This window comes from Mucilaginibacter sp., from assembly GCF_039925265.1.
In the GTDB taxonomy this organism is placed as follows: Bacteria; Bacteroidota; Bacteroidia; order Sphingobacteriales; family Sphingobacteriaceae; genus Mucilaginibacter.
Genome location: NZ_JBDSZG010000038.1, coordinates 39,653 through 59,705 on the forward strand (window position 1 = coordinate 39,653; position 20,053 = coordinate 59,705).

Consider the following 20,053-nt stretch of genomic DNA (forward strand, 5'->3'; position numbering starts at 1 on the left):
AAACCATTAAAATGCCTGTACCTGAAGTTACCTACCAGCGCGAAGAAGCGCTGGATCCCGCAGAATATATTGATGTAATGGAACGCAGCACCCTAAGCGAACGCCGCCCCATTAACGATAGGCCCCGCATTGAGGCAATGTGCCGGCATGCGAACCTATTTGTAACAGCCCGACTTGATGGCAAACTGGTGGGCATAGCGCGCAGCTTTACCGATTTTGTTTTTTGCACCTACCTGTCCTGTCTTGCGGTAGACCAGGCATACCAGCGTCAGGGTATCGGTATCCGCCTGATAAAAGAAACAAAAAGGCATACACCAGCCGCCGAACTGATACTTCTGGCTGCTCCCGCCGCCGAAGGTTATTATCCAAAAACAGGAATGACCCGCTTTACCCATACCTTTTTACTGGACAATATTGATGATTTGAAAGTTTAGAGTTCCATCGGCTGCGTTCGGCAGGTAATTATTTTCAATCGGCGAAAAAATTAGATAAATTCAAACGCCAATTGTAAATAACGCCCTGATGAGAAAATGCCTGTTGCTCATATTCTTTTTAGCCTTCGCAAAAGTTGCTTCGGCCCAATTTTCCGTTAGTGCGGATAAGCATTATATCCTGAAAGCAGGCAAGCCCTTTTTTTGGCTGGGTGATACCGCCTGGGAACTTTTCCATCGGCTGGATAGGGCAGAAGCCGGCCGCTATCTAAAACACCGCAGCCAGCAGGGTTTTACTGTAATACAGGCCGTTGCCCTGGCAGAACTGGACGGCCTGCATACGCCAAATGCCTACGGTGAAAAACCATTGATAGATGATGACCCCGAAAAGCCAAACGAGAAGTACTTTGAGCATGTAGATTACATCATTGATAAGGCAAACGAATACGGCATGAATATAGCCTTATTGCCAACCTGGGGCGATAAGGTTTTTAAAGATAAATGGGGCAAAGGCCCCGAAGTATTCACAGAGAAGAACGCCGCAGTTTACGCCACCTGGCTGGCTAACCGTTATAAAAGTAAAACCAATATTATTTGGGTATTGGGCGGCGACCGCCAGCCGCGCGGGGAGGCGGATATTGCCATTTGGCGCGCCATGGGCCGGGCCATTATGAAAGTAACCGGCGGTAAAGCGCTAATTACCTACCATTGCCAGCCAAACCAGTTAGGTTCGGCGCAGTGGTTTGGGAGCGAGGATTGGTTCTCGTTCAATATGTTCCAGAACGGGCATTGCAGGGATACCCCGGTCTACGACAAAATATTTGCAGGTTATAACGCCTCGCCAATAAAACCGGTGATCGATGGCGAACCTATTTATGAAGACCACCCGGTTTGTTTTAATGTTACTGACCTGGGCACATCAAGCGCCTATGATGTGCGCAAGTATGCTTATCTGGACCTGTTCTCGGGCGCATTTGGTCATACCTATGGATGTCATGATATATGGCAGATGTATTCACCAAAATATGAACCGCTTAACGGGCCGCGCCTATTTTGGTACGAAGCGCTCGATCTGCCGGGAGCCAAACAAATGGGCATTGTAAGAAAACTGATGGAATCGCACCCGATGTTAGATAGGGTGCCCGATCAATCTATCATCCTTCAAAATAGCAATGGACCTGCCGATAGGATACAGGCTACCCGTGGTGCCGATTACCTGTTTGTTTACACAGCCGCGGGCAAGCCGTTCACCGTCGTTGCCGGCAAAATAAAGGGTGATAAATTAAACGCCTGCTGGCTGGATCCCCGTAATGGAAAAATTAAGGAATTACCGCAGGTATCTAACCTCCAAAATAATACTTTTACGCCACCATCCGCCGGTTACGGACAGGATTGGGTGTTGGTGTTGGATAACGCAGCCGGGCAATACAAAAAACTATAATCACCATGAAATACCTTTCTTTCACTATCCTTTGCTTGTGCTTGTCACTTTCCTCCTTTGCTCAAAAACAAACGGAACTTGATTACACCATCGCGCCCTGGTTCAATAATAAAAAGGCGGCGGTTAGCTTAACCTTTGATGATGGTATCCCCGGGCAATACGCCGTTGCTGTGCCTTTGCTGGATAAATACGGCTTTAAGGGAACCTTTTTTATGTCGGTATCTATTGTAAATAATCAGCATATCAGTTGGGCAACCATTAACAAAGCCGCTTTGGAAGGGCACGAGATAGCCAACCACGCCTTAACCCATCCGCATTTTCCTAAAATGCCCCTCGATAGTATTGCCTGGGAATGTGCCGAGTCTAACAAACAGATGGATGTGCTGGTGCCGGCTCAGAAAATGATCACTCACGCCTACCCCTTTGGCGAGGGCGGCGGCAATACCCCAAAGGACAAGGCTATCCGCAAAACGGTTGCCCCATTTTTTATTGGCGCACGAGCCACACAAAACAAGCCCTATCCTTACAACGCCTATGATTTTGCCAAAACCAATGATGATTACTATAACATAAACAGCCAGATGATATCCGATTCGGCATCGATGGCGAATTTTGGTAAGTACATGGATGAAACTATCGCCGTTGGCGGCTGGTTTTGTCCCACCTATCATGGCATAGAGGATGGCTGGATCATCACACCCGGGAAAGTTTTCGCTCAGCATTTAATTGAATTAGATAAGCGTAAAGACTCTGTATGGATAGCACCCTTTAAAAATGTAATTCAATACCATAAGGAGCGTAACTCGGCAAAGCTTAAATTGCTTAGTAAATCTTCAAGGCGTTGGACGCTGAGCCTAAGGGATACGCTATCTAATCAACAAAATTGGGATCAGCCACTTACCATCAACCTCAATACAAATGGCGCTGTAATTAAAGGCATGAGCCAAAAACGTAAAAAACTGCCCTTTAAGCAAAATGGGCAGGTATATGTGTTTAATGCCCTGCCGGGGAAAGACAATATCGAAGTGCAATTTGCCACTAATGCAATTCGGTAATCCCTTAAGTACCTTTCCCGCAGATGGAATATCGCAATTACCCTTGCGCTTTTTATCCCATCGTAACCATGACAGTGCATGACGGTTGTTGCAAACATCTTCTTTACATTGGCAACACCATATATAAACTTTTATTTCATGTAAAAATCAAATAAACATGCTCAATGCGTTTGTAACGCACACGGATAAATGCTACCTTTTGTCGCCCATTCATAAACCTCCGGCGGGTGTTTGCACCTCGCTTTTTATCGTATAAAAATGAGAAGAATTTTTACCCTCGTTACCGTCTTTACGTTGGTTGCCACCTTTGCGCAGGCCCAAATTTCTGTAAACAAAATACTTTGCGAAAACCGAACTAACCCCATCGGGCTCGATAACACGCAGCCACGTTTTACCTGGGAACTGGCATCTGCCGCCTTTAACGTTAGCCAAACGGCCTATCAAATAAGGGTAAGCACTCATTCCGATTTCCGTAAGATCATATGGGACTCTAAAAAGGTTGCTTCCGATTCTTCGGTACACGTAGGTTATAAGGGTAAGGCGCTTTCATCGCATACCAAATACTACTGGCAGGTTAAGGTGTGGGATAACACCAAAAAAGCCTCGGCATGGAGCGAAACCGGCTACTGGATCACCTCTCTTTTCAATACAACCGAATGGCGGGCAAAATGGATCGGTCCGGGTTTTACCGAAGATAGTTTGCGGGCTTCGCCAATGTTCAGGAAGGCCTTTAGCTCAACAAAAAAGGTAAGTTCGGCTATCGCTTACATCACTGCGCACGGCCTGTATGAGGCCCAGATAAACGGGCACCGTGTTGGCGATGCCTACCTTACCCCGGGGTGGACAAGCTACGGCAAACGCCTGCAATACCAGGCTTATGACGTTACCGATTTGCTGGCCATAGGCAATAACGTTGTAGGGGTTACCCTCGGCAGTGGATGGTACCGTGGATTAATTGGCTTCAGCAATAATCAAAATTTTTATGGAAAAGACGTTGCATTGCTGTTTCAGCTGCATGTAACCTATGCAGATGGCACATCAGAAGTAGTACTATCCGATGGCAGTTGGAAATCATCAACAGGGGAGATAACGTATGCCGAGATCTATAACGGAGAAACCATTGATGCCCGTAAAATAAAAAAAGGCTGGGCGCTTAACGGTTATAACGATGCCGGTTGGAGCGGCGTACAGGTAATGGACTATGGCTTTAAAACCCTGCTGGCTACCTATAACGAACCTATCCGCAAGCACGAAACCTTTAAAGCCCTGCGTGTGCTGAAAACAAAAAAGAACGAGCATATTGTAGATTTTGGGCAGAACCTGGTGGGTTGGGTAAAAATAAGGCTGAAAGGCAAAAAGGGGCAGAAGATAACCATTTCCCATGCCGAGGTATTAGATAAGGACGGTAATTTTTATACCGATAACCTGCGGGCTGCCAAAGCGCAGGATATTTATATTTTAAGCGGCGACGGGGTGGAATTATTTGAACCGCATTTTACTTTCCATGGTTTTCAGTTTATTAAAGTGGAGGGCTACAATGCTGACCTTAACCCCGACGATTTTACCGCGGTTGCATTGTATTCGGATATGAACCCAACAGGCTCGTTCAGTTCATCAAACGCGCTGGTGAACCAGTTACAGCATAATATTCAATGGGGGCAAAAAGGTAACTTTTTGGATGTGCCTACCGATTGCCCGCAACGCGATGAGCGACTTGGCTGGACTGGTGACGCACAGGTGTTTTCGCGTACCGCGTCATTTAATATGAATGTAGATAATTTCTTCTCTAAATGGCTGAAGGACATAACTGCCGACCAAACCGAAAAAGGCGCGGTGCCATTTGTAGTTCCGAATGTTTTGGGCAAAGGCGCAGTGGGCAGCGCCGGTTGGGGCGAGGCCGCTACCGTAATACCCTGGAACATGTACGTAGCCTATGGGGATAAACAGGTGTTGAAAGACCAGTACGGCAGTATGAAAGCCTGGGTTGATTACATGAAGAACCAGGCTAAAGACGACCTTTGGAACACCGGTTTCCACTTTGGCGACTGGCTGTTTTACAGCGTGAACGACGATACCGACGGTACATCTGCCGTAACCGATAAATACCTCATAGCACAGTGCTTTTACGCGTACTCTACCCAGTTGCTTATAAACGCGGCACAGGTTTTAGGCAAAACCGACGATTACGAAGCTTACGGGAAAAACTTAAAACGCATAAAGGATGCATTTGTGCGGGAATATGTGACCAGCAATGGCCGTATGGTATCTGGTACGCAAACCGCATACGTGCTCGCCCTTAATTTTGATATGCTGCCGGAGGACCTGCGTCCACAGGCCGCAGCAAGGCTGGTAGATAATATTAAAAAGTATAACGACCACCTTACCACCGGCTTTTTAGGTACGCCCTACCTTTGCCATGTACTCAGCCGGTTTGGCTATACAGACGAGGCTTATAAACTACTACTGCAGGATACCTATCCAAGCTGGCTATACCCGGTAAAAATGGGCGCTACCACCATTTGGGAGCGCTGGGATGGCATAAAACCCGATAAGACCTTCGAAACACCGACCATGAACTCCTTTAACCACTACTCCTACGGTGCCATCGGCGATTGGATGTACCGCGTTATGGTTGGGTTGGATACCTATAACGATGGCCCGGGCTATAAGCATATTAAAATAATGCCTCACCCCGGTGGCGGCTTTACCAACGCATCGGCAAGTTTGCAAACGTACTACGGCACGGTAAGTTCGGCATGGGCAATTGGGGGCGATAGGCTTAATTTTGATGTGGAGATACCGGTTAACACCACTGCATCGGTATACATACCAGCAAAAGATGCCGCGAATGTGACGGATGGCGGCAAACCGCTAAAAAACGGCAAGCCTTATCAGCCGGCCAACAGCAAAGAAAATTACATTATGGTGGAGCTTGGCTCGGGCACGTACCATTTTACAGCGCCAATAGAGGTGCAAAAGGCGACCGTGAAGTAAAAATCACCATCATTTGCGAGGTACGAAGCAATCTCCCGATAAGCAGGTTGGCTATGCAAGGCGGCTTGTATTACTTAGAGATTGCTTCGTTCCTCGCAATGACGTAAAAAGGATTACAACTGCTTGGTAAACACAAACCCAACAACGCCTTCGCTATAAGTAGGCATGATCACCGTTTGCTTGTTGGATTTATCATCGTGAAATAATTTGTTCCGGAATAAGGGGTAGATAGCATAAGCGGCTTTGGTAGAAAGTATCCCAAAACCGGCACCGGCTACGATATCGCTGAACCAGTGCTTGTGATTATAAACCCTCAGCACCGCAGTTGCCGATGCGCAGGTATAACCCAATACGCCGTACCAGGGCGATTTTTCGCCGTACTCTTGCGCTATAAACTCTGCGGCCACAAATGCGCTACCCGAATGCCCGGAGGGGAAAGAGTTCCTGTCGGCACCGTTTGGGCGAAGCCTATCCGACGAACGCTTTAAACCATAAGTTACCAGTCCGAAAATACCTTCAGACATCCCCAGTAGTATCGACCTATCAATAAAAGTATTTTTGCCATGCACGCCGGCAAAATTTAAACCATATACCAGGGCAATTGGTGCGTACTGCAGGTAATTTTCTACCGGGAAAAGATTTCCGGGATGGTCTTTTTGGGCTTCCTTATCAATACTGAAATCCAAATTACGGATGGCTTTTACATTAAATGATAAGGCACCGTAGGTGATAAACGCAGCCGGCGGGATAAATGATTGCCAGGCGGTTTTTAAATGCTTCACAGTATCTGGGAGGGCCAGCAGGTTAGCCGAATCTGTTTTCAACGAGTCTTTTGTACTTACCTTGATCTGTGCGTTAACACTTAGTGATGCAATGCTCAGGAGTATGATGATGATCTTTTTCAAAGAGGATATATACTGAAAATTATTAAATGTTGCTAATTAGAAAAACAATCTGTAGAAACGTTGTATGGCGCTACATATTACGTAAAATGACGTAGATATTAACAATTTGTTTTAGTTGGGTTAATATTGAGTATGGATTTAAATAAAAATAACCTCGTTTTTGGGTTAGGAAGCAGTAAGGTTTTGATGTTGATAGTTAGCGGTTTGGCGTAGGCCTGTAGGTGTTCCTTTGCATTTAGAAAGGTATAAATAACCGGATATCGGGACCCAAAATGAATTTTTATTAAACAATCTTCCGCTCCTGTAGTTATCTATAAGTTAATAAACTTAAAAAACTGTTGCTATACGATAAACAATTACGCATTAATCAATCAAGTAAAAAACAGAAAATCTAAAACAGGAACAACATGAAAAGATCCATTTTTTTAGCGACAGGCTTATTAGTATTGAATTTGACCGCCACCCGCGTATTTGCACAAACCACACAGGACACCACCAAGAAAACCACACAGGATACCGCTAAAGCAGCAGCCCCTGCGGTAGAAGCCGCGAGCGATGTAGTAGGTGCCCTGGCCAGCAACGCTGATTATAGTAACGCGTTAACAGCTGTAAAATCTGCAAAGCTCGATTCGGTTTTAAAAACAGGTGGGCCGTATACCATATTTGCTCCACACAATAACTCGTTGACCACAGCAAAACTTGATAGTTTGCAAAAAGATCCGGCGAAATTGGCTTCGATACTGAAAGGCCATGTGGTTACCGGTAAATATGGTAAAAAAGAGATCATTGCCGCTCTAAAGGCTGGCAAAGGTAAAGCAACGGTTACTACCTTAGACGGACAGACGCTTACGCTTTCCTTAGCAGGAAGTAAATTGCAGATAACCAACGCCGCCGGCAGTTCTGCCCAGGTAACGTTATTCGATCTGATTGGGGCTAATGGCATTGTTGACGGTATAAACGGCGTACTGTTGCCCAAATAATCGTATGATACCACTATTCAACAAAACCCGGCCAAAAGCCGGGTTTTGTGTTTTAAAAACCTTGGTAATGCTTTACATTTGGCCCTAATAAATTCATACCATGCAAGAACCCAACGCCGCTTACTGGATAGAACAATTATCGCTTTCGCCGCATCCCGAGGGCGGCTTTTATAAAGAAGTGTTCCGTTCAAGGCAACAGGTGAACAGGGTAGGTGCCGATACGGTTTTGCAAGCCTGTACTTCCATTTATTACTTATTAGAGGGGGAAGATTATTCGGGCTTTCATAAGATCTCTTCCGATGAGATCTGGTATTTTCATAAAGGCGCGCCGCTTACCGTGCATGTAATAACTACCGAAGGAGAGCATAAACCGCTGCAACTTTCAGATCAGCCGGGCGGAAACTTATCTTTAGTTGTACCCGCCGGTTTGTGGTTCGCGGCAGAGGTAACTGCTAAAACCGGCTATACGCTGGTTAGCTGCGCCGTGGCGCCCGGCTTTGAGTTCGGCGAATTTGAAATGGCGAAGAAGGAAGAATTGCTAACAAACTACCCTGGCAACGAGGGACTATTTGAACGCTTATGCAGGCCTTAAACCTGTACGTTTTTTCGCATCTGCACATCATCTATCAGCTTATCCTGCCATCTGCTAAAAAATATCACCATACAAATAGCGCCTATGGTAGCAAAAAGCATATCGCTTTGGGTATCCCATATATCGCCTTGGGTTCCTAAAAAAGAATCGCCACTGGAGCCGGATGTTACCGATACAAACCACTCGATAAATTCATAGGTTACGCTGATGCTCATACAAACGCATACGGTTAAGAATGCCACCCAACTTTTTTTGAGGATAACTCCGCAGCGGATAAATAACTCGCGGGCTATGATAGCCGGTACAAAGCCCTGGGTAAAATGCCCTATTTTATCATAATTGTTGCGTGCCTGGTGGAAGGTATCGCGAATCCAGTTGAAGGCCGGCACTTCAGCGTAAGTGTAATGCCCGCCAATAAACAGGATATAGCAATGCAGCAATATCATCACATAAGTTAAATAAGTGAATTGAAAGCGCTTATAGGTTAGCACCAGCACTATAAAACCAATTATTGCCGGGAAAACCTCCAGTATCCAGGTGAAATAATCGTGCGGGTTAATAGCCGAAAGGACGAGTCCCGCAAAGAAGAGTATAATTAAAACTACATGCTTATTCATGCGGTAAGGTATAAAGAAAAAGCAAACAGTTCGCCGCGGGACGGTAAACTGCGGCTATTATTCTTTATCCTCTACAAAATTCACGGGCAGGCTTTCGTCAAAGGCTACGTAAACGCGTCTCCATGGGTCTTCACCTTTCATTTTCCACCGGTGGGCAGTGCCGGTGGTATCCATGGCAACCAGTATTTCCCCGGGGTTTAATGTGAATGTTTCGCCTGGGAATGTTTCAAATTCCAGCGTACCCAGCAGGTTTATTACGTACTGGCAGGCAGGGGCGTTATGCCAATCGTAAAATGAATGCGGCGGCGATTCCTGGAAACGGATAGTAGAGGCCTGGTTAAGTATGCCCTCGTTTACTGTTCCTGTTATAATATGTGAGTGTCCGTCTTCGCCGGTGTATAATTTGTAAGCTTTTAGCATGGGTTAATATAAACTGAGGCCAAGCTAAAAATAAATGCCGGCATCGTAAAAAAGATCCGCACAAAGCCCCGATCATAATGATGGCGGTTATCCTCTGTTTCGCAGGTGAATTATATAGCCGTGTTTTTTCAAAAAGATAATAAACGGTTATAAGAGATAATTTTCGGGTATAAAGTTATAGTTAACAATGAGTAGTTTTGTTTGCTATGGAAAACCAATTATAGCCAGTTTGATGAAGAGAGTTTTATTGCTCAAGTGCGTTTGCTTACTTATGACCGGTATTTTATTATCGGGCGTTTGCGCTTTTGGGCAACAGTCTGTACAGTACCTAGGTATCGAACAGGGACTCTCTAACAACGCTGTTACCAGTGTTTATAAAGACCATCATGGTTTTGTTTGGATAGGCACCTATGACGGGCTCAATAAATATGACGGTAGTACCGTAAAAATCTTCAGGAATGTTTGGGAGGACGCGGGTTCATTAAATGATAACCACGTTAACCGCGTGGCCGGCTCGGGAAACTACATCTTCGCGGGGACATTAAAGGGCCTGGTGTACTTTGATTATACCGATTCGCGCTTTCACCCGGTTTATTTTAAAGGTGCCGGAAGTACTGCCGTACAGAAAATAGCTAATAACATTACTTCCCTGCAAACTGATAATAAGGGGAATGTTTATGCCGGTACCGATTACGCCGGGCTTTTTATTTGCCGTGCCGGCGATTCTGTTAGCAAACAGATCGCTCTGCCAAATGGCGATAAAACCTATAGTGTGCAAGCATTTTCTATTGATGGTGCAAACAACATTTGGGTATTTATACGCAACGTTGGGCTGTGCAAGCTTAATAGGCAAAACAGTAAAATTGAAGTAGTAAGCCAGGCCATACAGTATGCCAACTGCATTTTAACAGACGCCAGGCACCAGGTTTGGATAGGTACCGACAATGGCCTTTTTACCTATAATTTAACAAGTAAATCACTATCGAAAGTCACCGCCGCAGTTAAGCTAAATAACGAGAATATTGTTGATATCAAATTTTCAAGATCGGGGGAGTTGTGGTTGGGGACAAACGGCGGTGGCGTAAATGTTTTAGATACGGCCAGCCATGCGGTTAGGTATATTGTTAGTGGCGCAGGCGATAATAATAACCTGCATAGCGATGCTATCAGTATGGTTTACCAGGATAACGAACAGCGCATGTGGATTGCTACGCTTAGGGGAGGCGTAAGTTTTTTAGATAGCAGGCGCAACCAGTTTAAACTGATCACCCATAGCCCCTTTAATAAAAACAGTGTAGTTAATAATTTTATCATATCGTTTTGCGAGGACTATCTTCATAACCTTTGGATAGGTACCGATGGTGGCGGATTAAGTTACTGGAACCGCAAAACGAACCAATTCACTAATTATGTACATAATTCAGATGCCTCGTCCCTACGTAGTAATTTTGTGGTGAGCCTGGTACATGATAAGAAAAAACAACTTTGGGCCGCGATGTTTAGCGGAGGTATTGATAGGTTCGACGCGCAAGCACAAAGATTTATTCATTACGATTGCTATAACAGCACCACCAAAGCCATCGATAAAAACTTATGGAAGCTTTACCTGGATAGCCACAACAACCTCTGGGCGGGCACCACGCGTGGCGGTACGCTGTATAAATATGACCGAAAGGCCGATAGGTTTGAAGTGTTTGACAACCAGCTAACCAACATCCACGCCATTTTTGAAGATAAGGCCGGTACGCTTTGGGCCGGCGATTATTCGCGGCTTATAAAAATAGACACCTTAGATAAGCGACACCAATTTATTACGGTGAAGAACGCGGTAAGGTCTATCACAGAGGACAACGCACGTAACTTGTGGATAGGTACCGAGGGCGGCGGGCTGTTGCGATATAACATCGCGGCTAAAACATTAAAACGCTTTACACGCTCGGATGGCTTGCCCAGCAATTCGCTGCTGAATGTTGTTGTTGACGGCAGCGGGAAGTTATGGGCGAGCACTTACAATGGCCTAACAGAGTATAATTCGAAGAACAACACCTTTAAAAATTTTTATGCTTCAGACGGGTTGCAAAGCAACCAGTTTAATTTTAATGCAGCGGTAAGGTTAAGTTCCGGCGAATTGGCTTTTGGAGGCATCAATGGCTTTAATATATTTTATCCGGATAGCATAAGCGTAGCGCTGCACCATCCCGAATTAAAGTTTACAGGGCTTCAGATCAATAATAAACCGATAGATGGGAATGTTAGTTACACCAACAGTAACGCCGTGGTTGATCTTAAACAAATCACGGTGTCTTATAATGAAGCTACGCTGGCCATTGACTATACAGCGCCCGAATATTCTTTTCCTGATAAACTGAATTATGCCTATTACCTGGAGAACTGGGATCATGGCTGGAACTACGTTGGCAAAATTAAAACAGCTTACTACAGCCACTTAAACGAGGGCAAATATATATTGAGGGTAAAGACCACTAACAGCGCCGGCGAATGGAATGGCAGGCAACTAACCCTGCAGATTACCGTTTTGCCGCCCTGGTATCGTACCTGGTGGGCGTACCTGCTCTACATCTCGGCGTTATCTGCCGTTATTTATTGGTTTTGGCTGTATCGGATAAGGCAAACAAAGCTGAAATACGAGGTAGAGATAGCCAACCTGAAAGTTGAGCGCGAAAAAGAACTGAATGAAAAGAAACTCTCTTTCTTTACTAATATTTCGCACGAGTTCCGTACGCCGCTTACGCTTATTATCAACCCGATAAAGGACCTCCTGCAAAGTGATGGCAATAAACACAGCGATGAGTTAAACACCATTTACCGCAATGCCCGCCGCCTTTTGGGCCTGGTAGATCATTTGCTGCTTTTCAGAAAAACAGAAAGCGAAAACGATAGCCTTAATGTGGTTAACCTCAACTTTGCCAAACTATCTAAAGATGTATACGCCTGTTTTTTACACCAGGCAAAAATTAAAAGCATTAAATACAGTTATCATTCTGATGTTCAGGAGCTTATTATAGCGGCAGATCGCGAGAAGATAGAGATAGCGATATTTAACCTCATCTCCAACGCCATAAAATTCACATCGATAGGTGGCGAGATAGATATCACCTTGGAAGAAACAGATAAAAGCGTTATTTTAAAGGTGGAGGATAATGGCTGCGGCATAGCCCCGGGTATCGGCGAAAAGCTGTTTGATAAATTTTACCAGATAAAAGATAATACTTCGCTTAAAACCGGCTTTGGCATCGGGCTTTATTTATCTAAAAGTTTTATCAACAGTCACGACGGAACCATCTCCTACACAGGTAGCAACCTTAAAGGTACCATATTTACGGTTAGCCTGCCCAAAAAGCGATTGCAAGAATCAAACACCCAGCCGGAAAGCATTGAGCCAAGCCAGCACCTGATAGACGAATTGATAACCGGCGAGGCGATAAATGAAAAGCCGGCCGAAGAAGAAGTTGCCAATTTTGAACTACTGATATCAGACAGGCAATCCATCCTTATTATTGACGATAATGAGCAACTGCGCGATTATATCCGAAAGATATTTAAGGAGCGTTATAAAACGTTTGAGGCAAAAAGCGCCGAAGAAGGCCTGGAGCTGATCAAAAAACACCTGCCCGACCTTGTTATCAGTGATATTTCCATGGGTGCCCTTTCGGGTATCGACCTTTGCCGCATTATAAAACAAGATTCATCGCTGAGTCATATCCCCGTTATATTGCTTACCGGAGACGGCAACCCTGAGGTTAAACTAAAGGGGATAGAGGTAGGAGCGGTTGATTTTGTAACCAAGCCGTTTGAGAAAGACCTGCTTGTGGCACGTGTGCAGGGTATTTTGAAGGACAGGCGCGAGCTGCAGAACTATTTTTACAACGAAGTAACCCTTAAATCTACCACGCGCAACATCTCCGAAGATCATAAAGAATTTTTGTACAAGTGTATAGCCATCATCGAAAATTACCTGATGGAACCGGATTTCGACGTAAAAACCATCGCCGATGAAATGGGGATGAGCTACTCGAGTCTGTTTAAAAAGATAAAATCCATCAGTGGGCAGTCGGTAAATAATTTTGTGCGGTTTGTGCGCCTGCGCAAAGCAGCCGAGATGATGATCAATACCAATTGTAACGTTAACGAGGCCGCGTTTAATACCGGTTTTAACGATATTAAGTATTTCAGAGAACAGTTTATCAAGCTGTTCGGCATTAAGCCATCGGAGTTTATTAAACAACACCGCCAGGCTTTCAATAAAAACTATTCGGTAGAGCAAACATTTCGGTAAAGAAAATTGCCAATTTGGGATTAATTATATAGAAAATACTTAATTATCAATTTTACCCCCCTTAATTTTACAGTTTTACCCCTCTCTTCTTAAAAAAAAATACCCTTATTTCGTCTTAACCAATAACTGTAAGTTCTACATTTAATACTTACGGTGCAATTATTAACCAACAAACTAAATGAACTTTAACGGGTCTTAAAGCGCACGGGAATTGCACCGACCTTATCTGGCTGAATTTAATCAACACCGATAAAGACCAATAAACTCTTGCAAACCAACTAACAAACAATATGAGAAAAACAATTACAAATTTAATTCGCTTAACCTTACTGATGAGTGCGCTCATTATGGGTTTAGGCGGCGCATCTTATGCGCAAACCGGGCCCTTTACCGTAAAAGGTACCGTGGTTGATGATAAAGGCGTCCCGGTACCCGGAGCCAGCATAGGCGTGGTGGGTACGTCGCAGGGCGTTGTTGCCGATGTTAACGGTAAGTTTACTTTAAACTTAGTGGCCCCGTCAACACTTAATGTGTCTTTTGTGGGTATGGCCAGTAAAACAGTTAATGTAAGCCAGGCAAGCAATGCACTTACAATTACGCTAATGAACAGCGGTAAAGATCTTGCCGAAGTAATAGTGGTAGGTTACGGTACACAAAAACGATCGGACGTTACAGGTTCGGTAACATCGGTGCCAAAACAGCGCCTGTCGCAATTGCCGGTTACCAACGTATTGCAGGCTATTGAAGGCGCAGTTGCAGGTGTAACAGTTACTACCACCTCATCTGTACCGGGCAGCCAGCCGGCAGCACTCATCAGGGGGCAAAACTCCATCAACGCCAACTCCGGCCCTTATGTGGTAGTAGACGGGATCCCGCTGAGCAAAACAGGCGGTTCGTTAAATGATATCAACTCTAATGATATCGCCTCGGTAGAGATCCTGAAAGATGCATCGGCCACCGCTATTTACGGCACCAATGGTTCTAATGGTGTAATATTAATTACTACCAAGCGTGGTAACACCGGCACACCTGTAATACGCTATAACGGTTACGCAGGTGTTGAAGAACTGGCCCGTATCCTCACGCCGCGTAACGGTGCCGAGTATATACAAAAATATGCCGACTTTCTGAAACAAACAAACACGCCGCAAAACAGCCCGGTGCCAAACTTTGGCGAATTGGCCAATTATAACGCAGGCAAAACTACCGATTGGGTAAAAGAAGCTACGCAGCAGGGCGTGATACAAGATCATAACCTGAGCGTTTCGGGCGGATCAAACGATGTGAAGTACTTTATCTCGGGCGACTATCTCGATCAAAAGGGCGTAATTAAAGGCTACCAATTTAAGCGTGTCGCCCTTCGTTCAAATTTGGATGTTAACGTAACCAGTTTTTTAACCATCGGTACATCGCTGTTTTTATCCAGCAATAATTACGATGGCGGCCGTGCCAATCTGTTGTTTGCAACTGCCATGAGCCCTTATGGCCAGGAGTACAATGCCAACGGTACCTATGCCATTTATCCGATGAACCCAGAGCAGCTATACACCAACCCTATGTTGGGTTTAACTACCAAGCAGCTAAGCCGCACAACCAATATCAATGGTAATGGCTATGCCGAAATTAAATTCCCTGGTGTGCTTACTGGTTTGAAATACCGTTTAAACGCGGGCTATACCTTTTTCCCCGAGCGCAGATCCAGCTACACAGGCAGGTCGGCAAATGATATGATAGGCACCGCCAGTAATTTTAACGCATCTACCAATAGCTACACACTGGAGAATATCCTGAGCTACGCTAAAGACTGGGGTAAACATCACCTTGATTTTACCGGGTTATACAGTTCGCAGCAACGCAAATACAGCTCAACCAACGCAGGAGCAAGCGGCTTTATAAATGATGAATTGGGTGCCGATAACCTGGGTGCCGGCGCTACACAAACGAGCGGATCGTACCGCGACAGGTATGCCTTAAACTCGCAAATGGGCAGGGTAAACTATTCTTACGACAGCCGTTACCTGTTAACTATTACCGCCCGTCGCGATGGTTCATCAGTATTTGGTGCTAACACAACCAAAAATGGCGTATTCCCTTCGGCAGCTCTGGGCTGGAATGTGAGTAATGAATCGTTCATGAAAAACTCGAAGGTGGTAGATAACCTTAAGCTAAGGTTATCTTACGGCCAAACGGGTAACGAAGCCATCCCGGTGTATCGTACTATTACAACAGATGGTACCGCGCGTTCTCCGTTCAATGGTATCAGCACCATTGGTGTGCTTGCGGGCAACCTGGGTAACGCCGCCCTGCAATGGGAAAATACAAAAACGGCTAACATCGGGGTCGATTTCTCTTTATTTAATAACCGTGTAAGCGGTACCGTTGATGCCTATCAAAATAAAACAAACGGCTTGCTGCTATTAAGAAGCCTGCCAATCGTGACCGGTTATTCTTCGGTATTTGATAATATTGGCAGAACCCAAAACAGGGGTATAGAAGTAACGCTGAACACGCACAATATCGAATCGAAGGATTTCCGCTGGGAAACTACCATCGTATTCGCTACCAATAAAAATCAGATCACTTATCTGTACGGCGATGGTAAAGACGATTTGGGTAACCGCTGGTTCCTTGGCAAACCCATCAGCGTAGTGTATGATTATAAAATGACCGGCATTTGGCAAACAGGAGAGGATGCCTCTAAACAAGACCCAGGTGCAAAACCAGGCGATCTTAAATTTGCCGACCTGAATGGTGACGGTAAAATAACACCAGATGGCGACAGGACAATATTAGGCCAAACTACCCCGAAATGGACAGGCGGTTTAACCAATACTTTCCACTATAAAAACATCAACCTGAGCGTATTTATACAAACCGCGCAGGGTATGACGAAAAACAACCCCGACCTTACCTATGGCGATGAAACCGGCCGCCGTAACACGCCTGCCGAAATTGGTTACTGGACAGCTGATAACAAAAGCAACACCCGCCCGGCTTTATCATACAATAATACAAGAGGCTACGGCTACGCTTCTGATGCGAGCTACACCCGTATAAAGGACATAACGCTGAGCTATGTGTTTGGGCAATCGGTTTTGCAGAAACTCCATGTAGGTGGATTGACAGTTTACGCCAGCGGGCGCAACCTGCACACTTTTACCAACTGGATAGGCTGGGATCCTGAGAATAACTACTCCACAAGGGGCTCTGGCGACTGGACAAACAATTACCCGCTTACACGCACATTTATATTGGGCCTCAACGTGTCATTACGTTAACATTTAAAGAACATTGATATGAAAAAATATATAACCATACTGGCAGGGTTGTCAGCTTTGTTTTTTGCATCGTCATCATGTAAAAAAAACTTCCTCGACGAAAAACCATATTCGTCATACACGCCACTAACACTTACCGACTCTTTAGGTTTCGAAGCATCGTTAGTAGGCCTGTATAATCATGTGAGCACCATATTCTCCTGGGCCGATCAGCAGGGCTGGCCAAGTGTTTGGGCCGTTGGCACCGATATTGCAAACTCTACCACAAATCAGCAGGGTGTAGAAGTGCCTTACTACAATTATGCATCATTAACACCCACAGATGGGGCCGCCGGCCGCACCTGGAACCGCAACTTTATACTGGTGAATCTTACCAATATTATTATTGATGGGGTGGAAAACCCAAGCGTAACCAGCCTGAGTGCAAACGGCAAAAAATCTGTAAATGCCGAAGCGAGGTTCTTTAGGGCTTATGCTTACAACAACCTGGCAACATGCTTTGGCGCTGTGCCATTGGTAGTGCACGCGCTTACCGGCCCCAAAACAGATTTTGTGCGGGCACCGCTAACCCAGGTGAATGATTTCATTGTTGCCGACCTGGTATTCGCGGCGGCCAACCTGCCCGATATTGAAAACGTTAAAACTAACACAAAAGGTAAATTGTACGGCCGTGCCAATAAGTTTATGGCCATGCAGTTACTTGCCGAGGTTTACCTGCGGATGAATAAAAACGACCTGGCCGAGCAAACCGCGCAAGCCATCATCAGCAGTGGTAAATTTAGTTTGATCAAAGCCCGTTACGGTGCAAAGTCGAGTTTGCCGGGCGATTACTTCTCCGATATGTTTAAATACGGTAACGAGAGGAGATCGCAGGGGAACACCGAGGCCATATGGGTATTGGAACAGGAAAACCCAACAGTAGTTGTAGGTGGTATTACTGATAACCCGCAACAAAGGCGTGTTTGGGGCGCGGCTTACTACAGCGTTGCAGGTATGCAAATTGCCGATAGCCTTGGTGGGCGTGGGATTGCCAGGTTGCGTTTAAGCAATTGGGTGCTGTACGGCCTCTATAAAGGCAACGATATCCGCAATTCGGAATATAACATTAAAAGGCACTATTATTACAATGACCCGGCACCCGCCTATGCATCCAAATATGGTAAGCAGATACCATTTACCGGGCCGGATACGCTTTTCAGAATTTGCCCGAGCACTACCAAATGGGGAGCTTTCGACCCGAATGATACCTTTGGTTATGCCATGATTAAAGATTTTATGCTGATGCGCTTAGGCGAAACCTATCTTTTATTAGCCGAAGCGCAGGTGAAGCAAGGCAAAACCGCCGAAGCTGCTACAACTATAAACGTTTTACGCACAAGGGCGCAGGCCGACCAGGTGAACGCATCACAAATGAATATGGATTTCATTTTGGATGAGCGCGCCCGCGAACTGTTAGGCGAGGAAAACCGCCGCATGACGCTGATGCGTACAGGTACACTGGTTGAGCGCGCAACCCGCCTTAACTCAAATGACCCGGCTAAACCTATTACGGGCATTGCTGCTAAAAACCTTTTACTGCCCATCCCATTGAGTGAAATTCAATTGAATAAAGATGCGGTATTAGATCAAAACCCCGGCTATTAGAGAGATAGTACATATATTGGTTGTAATGCGGCAGCGCGATGCTGCCGCTTACATTTTAGATGGATCCTATGTTGTTAAACCCAAAGATTAAAAGAAAGATATACTTACTTTATGCGCTGTTTTTAACGGCCCCATTTACCGTGTTTGCACAGGTAAATACCATAGCCCAAAATGGTTGGGCAAATAACTCGGTTAATACGGTTGTTTTTCGCAAAAACTCATTGGTTACTTTTAAAGGCACGCAATACGCGGCCTTTTACAATGCCGATCAGTTTGTGGTGCTGGCTAAACGGGCGCAAACTTCGCAGCAATGGCAAATTCAACAAACCACCTATAAAGGCGATGCTGCAGACGCGCACAGATCCATCAGTATAATGGTTGATGGGGCAGGGTATCTGCATATGGCCTGGGGACATCATAACCAACAGCTTAACTATGCCCGTGGTGTATTGCCGGGCAGCTTAGTTCTGGGTGCAAAACTACCGATGACGGGCCAAAACGAGGATAAAGTAACCTACCCTGAGTTTTACAAACTACCGGGCGGTGACCTGTTGTTTTTCTACCGCGATGGGCAATCGGGTAATGGTAACCTTATTTTGAACAGGTATAGTATTAAAACAAAGAAATGGCTCCGCGTACAGGATAACCTGATAGATGGAGAAAGGGCCCGAAATGCCTACTGGCAAATTGCTACAGATAATAAGGGAGCCATCCACCTTTCGTGGGTGTGGCGCGAATCGCCTGATGTAGCCAGTAACCATGATATGTGCTACGCGCGATCTACCGATGGCGGTAAAACCTGGGAACGTACCAGCGGCGAAAAATACAGTCTGCCAATTACAGCAGCAACTGCAGAGTACGCGGCCCGTATCCCGCAAAAAAGCGAACTGATCAACCAAACATCGATGTTTGCCGATGAAGAGGGCAATCCTTACATAGCTACTTACTGGCGCGAGACAGGCCAAACGGTGCCGCAGTACCACCTGGTTTATTATAGTAAGGGCGATTGGCGTACTGCTAATTTAGGTTTCAGAAAAACGGCTTTTAGCCTGAACGGCATAGGGACTAAAGCTATCCCGGTTTCGCGCCCGCAGATGGTGGCCTGGAAACAAAAAGGAAGCATGGCTGCAGCGGTTATCTTTAGGGATGAGGAAAGAGGCAGCAAGGTTTCTATGGCGATCAATAATAATTTGAGTAAAGGGGATTGGACATTGTCTGATATATCCACCGGATCTGTTGGTTCCTGGGAGCCAAGCTACGACACCGAATTGTGGATGAATAAAAAAATATTAAACCTGTTTGTGCAGAATACCACGCAAATAGATGGAGAAGGAACCGCAGCGGTAAAGCCCCAGCCTGTGCAGGTGATTGAGTGGAAACCGAAACTAATAAAATAATA

The 20,053-nt window shown here is 45.4% G+C and carries 13 protein-coding genes; 10 read left to right on the plus strand and 3 right to left on the minus strand.

Features of this window, described 5'->3' with window-relative positions:
• Window positions 1-11: 11 nt before the first annotated feature.
• The 4 genes from ABIX36_RS17565 (at window position 12) to ABIX36_RS17580 (ending at window position 5,921) form a co-directional block, all read left to right on the plus strand.
• Complete coding sequence (locus ABIX36_RS17565) at window positions 12-434, plus strand: GNAT family N-acetyltransferase (protein ID WP_348083474.1); 423 nt, start codon at window positions 12-14, stop codon at window positions 432-434.
• Window positions 435-522: 88 nt separating this feature from the next.
• Window positions 523-1,872: a glycoside hydrolase family 140 protein gene (locus ABIX36_RS17570; RefSeq protein WP_348083475.1), complete on the plus strand. Its 1,350-nt coding sequence runs from the start codon at window positions 523-525 to the stop codon at window positions 1,870-1,872.
• Window positions 1,873-1,877: 5 nt separating this feature from the next.
• Entirely contained in the window at window positions 1,878-2,927 is a 1,050-nt protein-coding gene (locus ABIX36_RS17575; RefSeq protein ID WP_348083476.1) for a polysaccharide deacetylase family protein, read from the plus strand.
• A 258-nt stretch (window positions 2,928-3,185) separates the two neighbouring features.
• Entirely contained in the window at window positions 3,186-5,921 is a 2,736-nt protein-coding gene (locus tag ABIX36_RS17580; protein WP_348083477.1) for a family 78 glycoside hydrolase catalytic domain, read from the plus strand.
• Window positions 5,922-6,034: 113 nt separating this feature from the next.
• On the opposite strand, the gene ABIX36_RS17585 is transcribed toward ABIX36_RS17580, so the two are convergent.
• Entirely contained in the window at window positions 6,035-6,826 is a 792-nt protein-coding gene (locus ABIX36_RS17585) for a phosphatase PAP2 family protein (protein ID WP_348083478.1), read from the minus strand.
• Window positions 6,827-7,233: 407 nt separating this feature from the next.
• Here ABIX36_RS17585 and ABIX36_RS17590 point away from each other — a divergent pair, with 407 nt between their 5' ends.
• Together ABIX36_RS17590 and ABIX36_RS17595 are read left to right on the plus strand one after the other, a co-directional pair.
• Window positions 7,234-7,806: a fasciclin domain-containing protein gene (locus ABIX36_RS17590; RefSeq protein WP_348083479.1), complete on the plus strand. Its 573-nt coding sequence runs from the start codon at window positions 7,234-7,236 to the stop codon at window positions 7,804-7,806.
• Window positions 7,807-7,906: 100 nt separating this feature from the next.
• Window positions 7,907-8,398 carry a cupin domain-containing protein gene (locus ABIX36_RS17595; protein WP_348083480.1) on the plus strand — a complete coding sequence of 164 codons (492 nt, stop codon included), beginning with the start codon at window positions 7,907-7,909 and terminating at the stop codon, window positions 8,396-8,398.
• Here ABIX36_RS17595 and ABIX36_RS17600 read toward each other — a convergent pair.
• On the minus strand, window positions 8,395-9,015 hold the full coding sequence (locus tag ABIX36_RS17600) for a DUF2238 domain-containing protein (protein WP_348083481.1): 621 nt from the start codon (window positions 9,013-9,015) through the stop codon (window positions 8,395-8,397). The genes ABIX36_RS17595 and ABIX36_RS17600 overlap by 4 nt on opposite strands.
• Window positions 9,016-9,072: 57 nt before the next feature.
• Window positions 9,073-9,435, minus strand: a complete 363-nt coding sequence (locus ABIX36_RS17605; RefSeq protein ID WP_348083482.1) for a hypothetical protein — start codon at window positions 9,433-9,435, stop codon at window positions 9,073-9,075.
• 271 nt (window positions 9,436-9,706) lie between these two features.
• Between ABIX36_RS17605 and ABIX36_RS17610 the strand changes: the two genes are divergently transcribed.
• From ABIX36_RS17610 to ABIX36_RS17625, 4 genes are all read left to right on the plus strand, one after another.
• The gene (locus tag ABIX36_RS17610) at window positions 9,707-13,732 is read left to right on the plus strand and encodes a two-component regulator propeller domain-containing protein (RefSeq protein WP_348083483.1); all 4,026 of its coding nucleotides are present in this window, start codon (window positions 9,707-9,709) and stop codon (window positions 13,730-13,732) included.
• A gap of 290 nt (window positions 13,733-14,022) precedes the next feature.
• A complete protein-coding gene (locus tag ABIX36_RS17615; protein WP_348083484.1) occupies window positions 14,023-17,010 on the plus strand; it encodes a TonB-dependent receptor in 2,988 nt (995 codons plus the stop codon).
• A gap of 18 nt (window positions 17,011-17,028) precedes the next feature.
• The gene (locus ABIX36_RS17620; RefSeq protein ID WP_348083485.1) at window positions 17,029-18,654 is read left to right on the plus strand and encodes a RagB/SusD family nutrient uptake outer membrane protein; all 1,626 of its coding nucleotides are present in this window, start codon (window positions 17,029-17,031) and stop codon (window positions 18,652-18,654) included.
• Between the two features lie 140 nt (window positions 18,655-18,794).
• On the plus strand, window positions 18,795-20,051 hold the full coding sequence (locus tag ABIX36_RS17625; protein ID WP_348083486.1) for a BNR repeat-containing protein: 1,257 nt from the start codon (window positions 18,795-18,797) through the stop codon (window positions 20,049-20,051).
• Window positions 20,052-20,053 lie beyond the last annotated feature (2 nt).

Bases quoted from the DNA above. Each gene is read 5' to 3' on its own strand.
- ABIX36_RS17565 (WP_348083474.1), top strand. From the start codon at position 12: ATGCCTGTACCTGAAGTTACCTACCAGCGCGAAGAAGCGCTGGATCCC.
- ABIX36_RS17570 (WP_348083475.1), top strand. From the start codon at position 523: ATGAGAAAATGCCTGTTGCTCATATTCTTTTTAGCCTTCGCAAAAGTT.
- ABIX36_RS17575 (WP_348083476.1), top strand. From the start codon at position 1,878: ATGAAATACCTTTCTTTCACTATCCTTTGCTTGTGCTTGTCACTTTCC.
- ABIX36_RS17580 (WP_348083477.1), top strand. From the start codon at position 3,186: ATGAGAAGAATTTTTACCCTCGTTACCGTCTTTACGTTGGTTGCCACC.
- ABIX36_RS17590 (WP_348083479.1), top strand. From the start codon at position 7,234: ATGAAAAGATCCATTTTTTTAGCGACAGGCTTATTAGTATTGAATTTG.
- ABIX36_RS17595 (WP_348083480.1), top strand. From the start codon at position 7,907: ATGCAAGAACCCAACGCCGCTTACTGGATAGAACAATTATCGCTTTCG.
- ABIX36_RS17600 (WP_348083481.1), bottom strand. From the start codon at position 9,015: ATGAATAAGCATGTAGTTTTAATTATACTCTTCTTTGCGGGACTCGTC.
- ABIX36_RS17605 (WP_348083482.1), bottom strand. From the start codon at position 9,435: ATGCTAAAAGCTTACAAATTATACACCGGCGAAGACGGACACTCACAT.
- ABIX36_RS17610 (WP_348083483.1), top strand. From the start codon at position 9,707: ATGACCGGTATTTTATTATCGGGCGTTTGCGCTTTTGGGCAACAGTCT.
- ABIX36_RS17615 (WP_348083484.1), top strand. From the start codon at position 14,023: ATGAGAAAAACAATTACAAATTTAATTCGCTTAACCTTACTGATGAGT.
- ABIX36_RS17620 (WP_348083485.1), top strand. From the start codon at position 17,029: ATGAAAAAATATATAACCATACTGGCAGGGTTGTCAGCTTTGTTTTTT.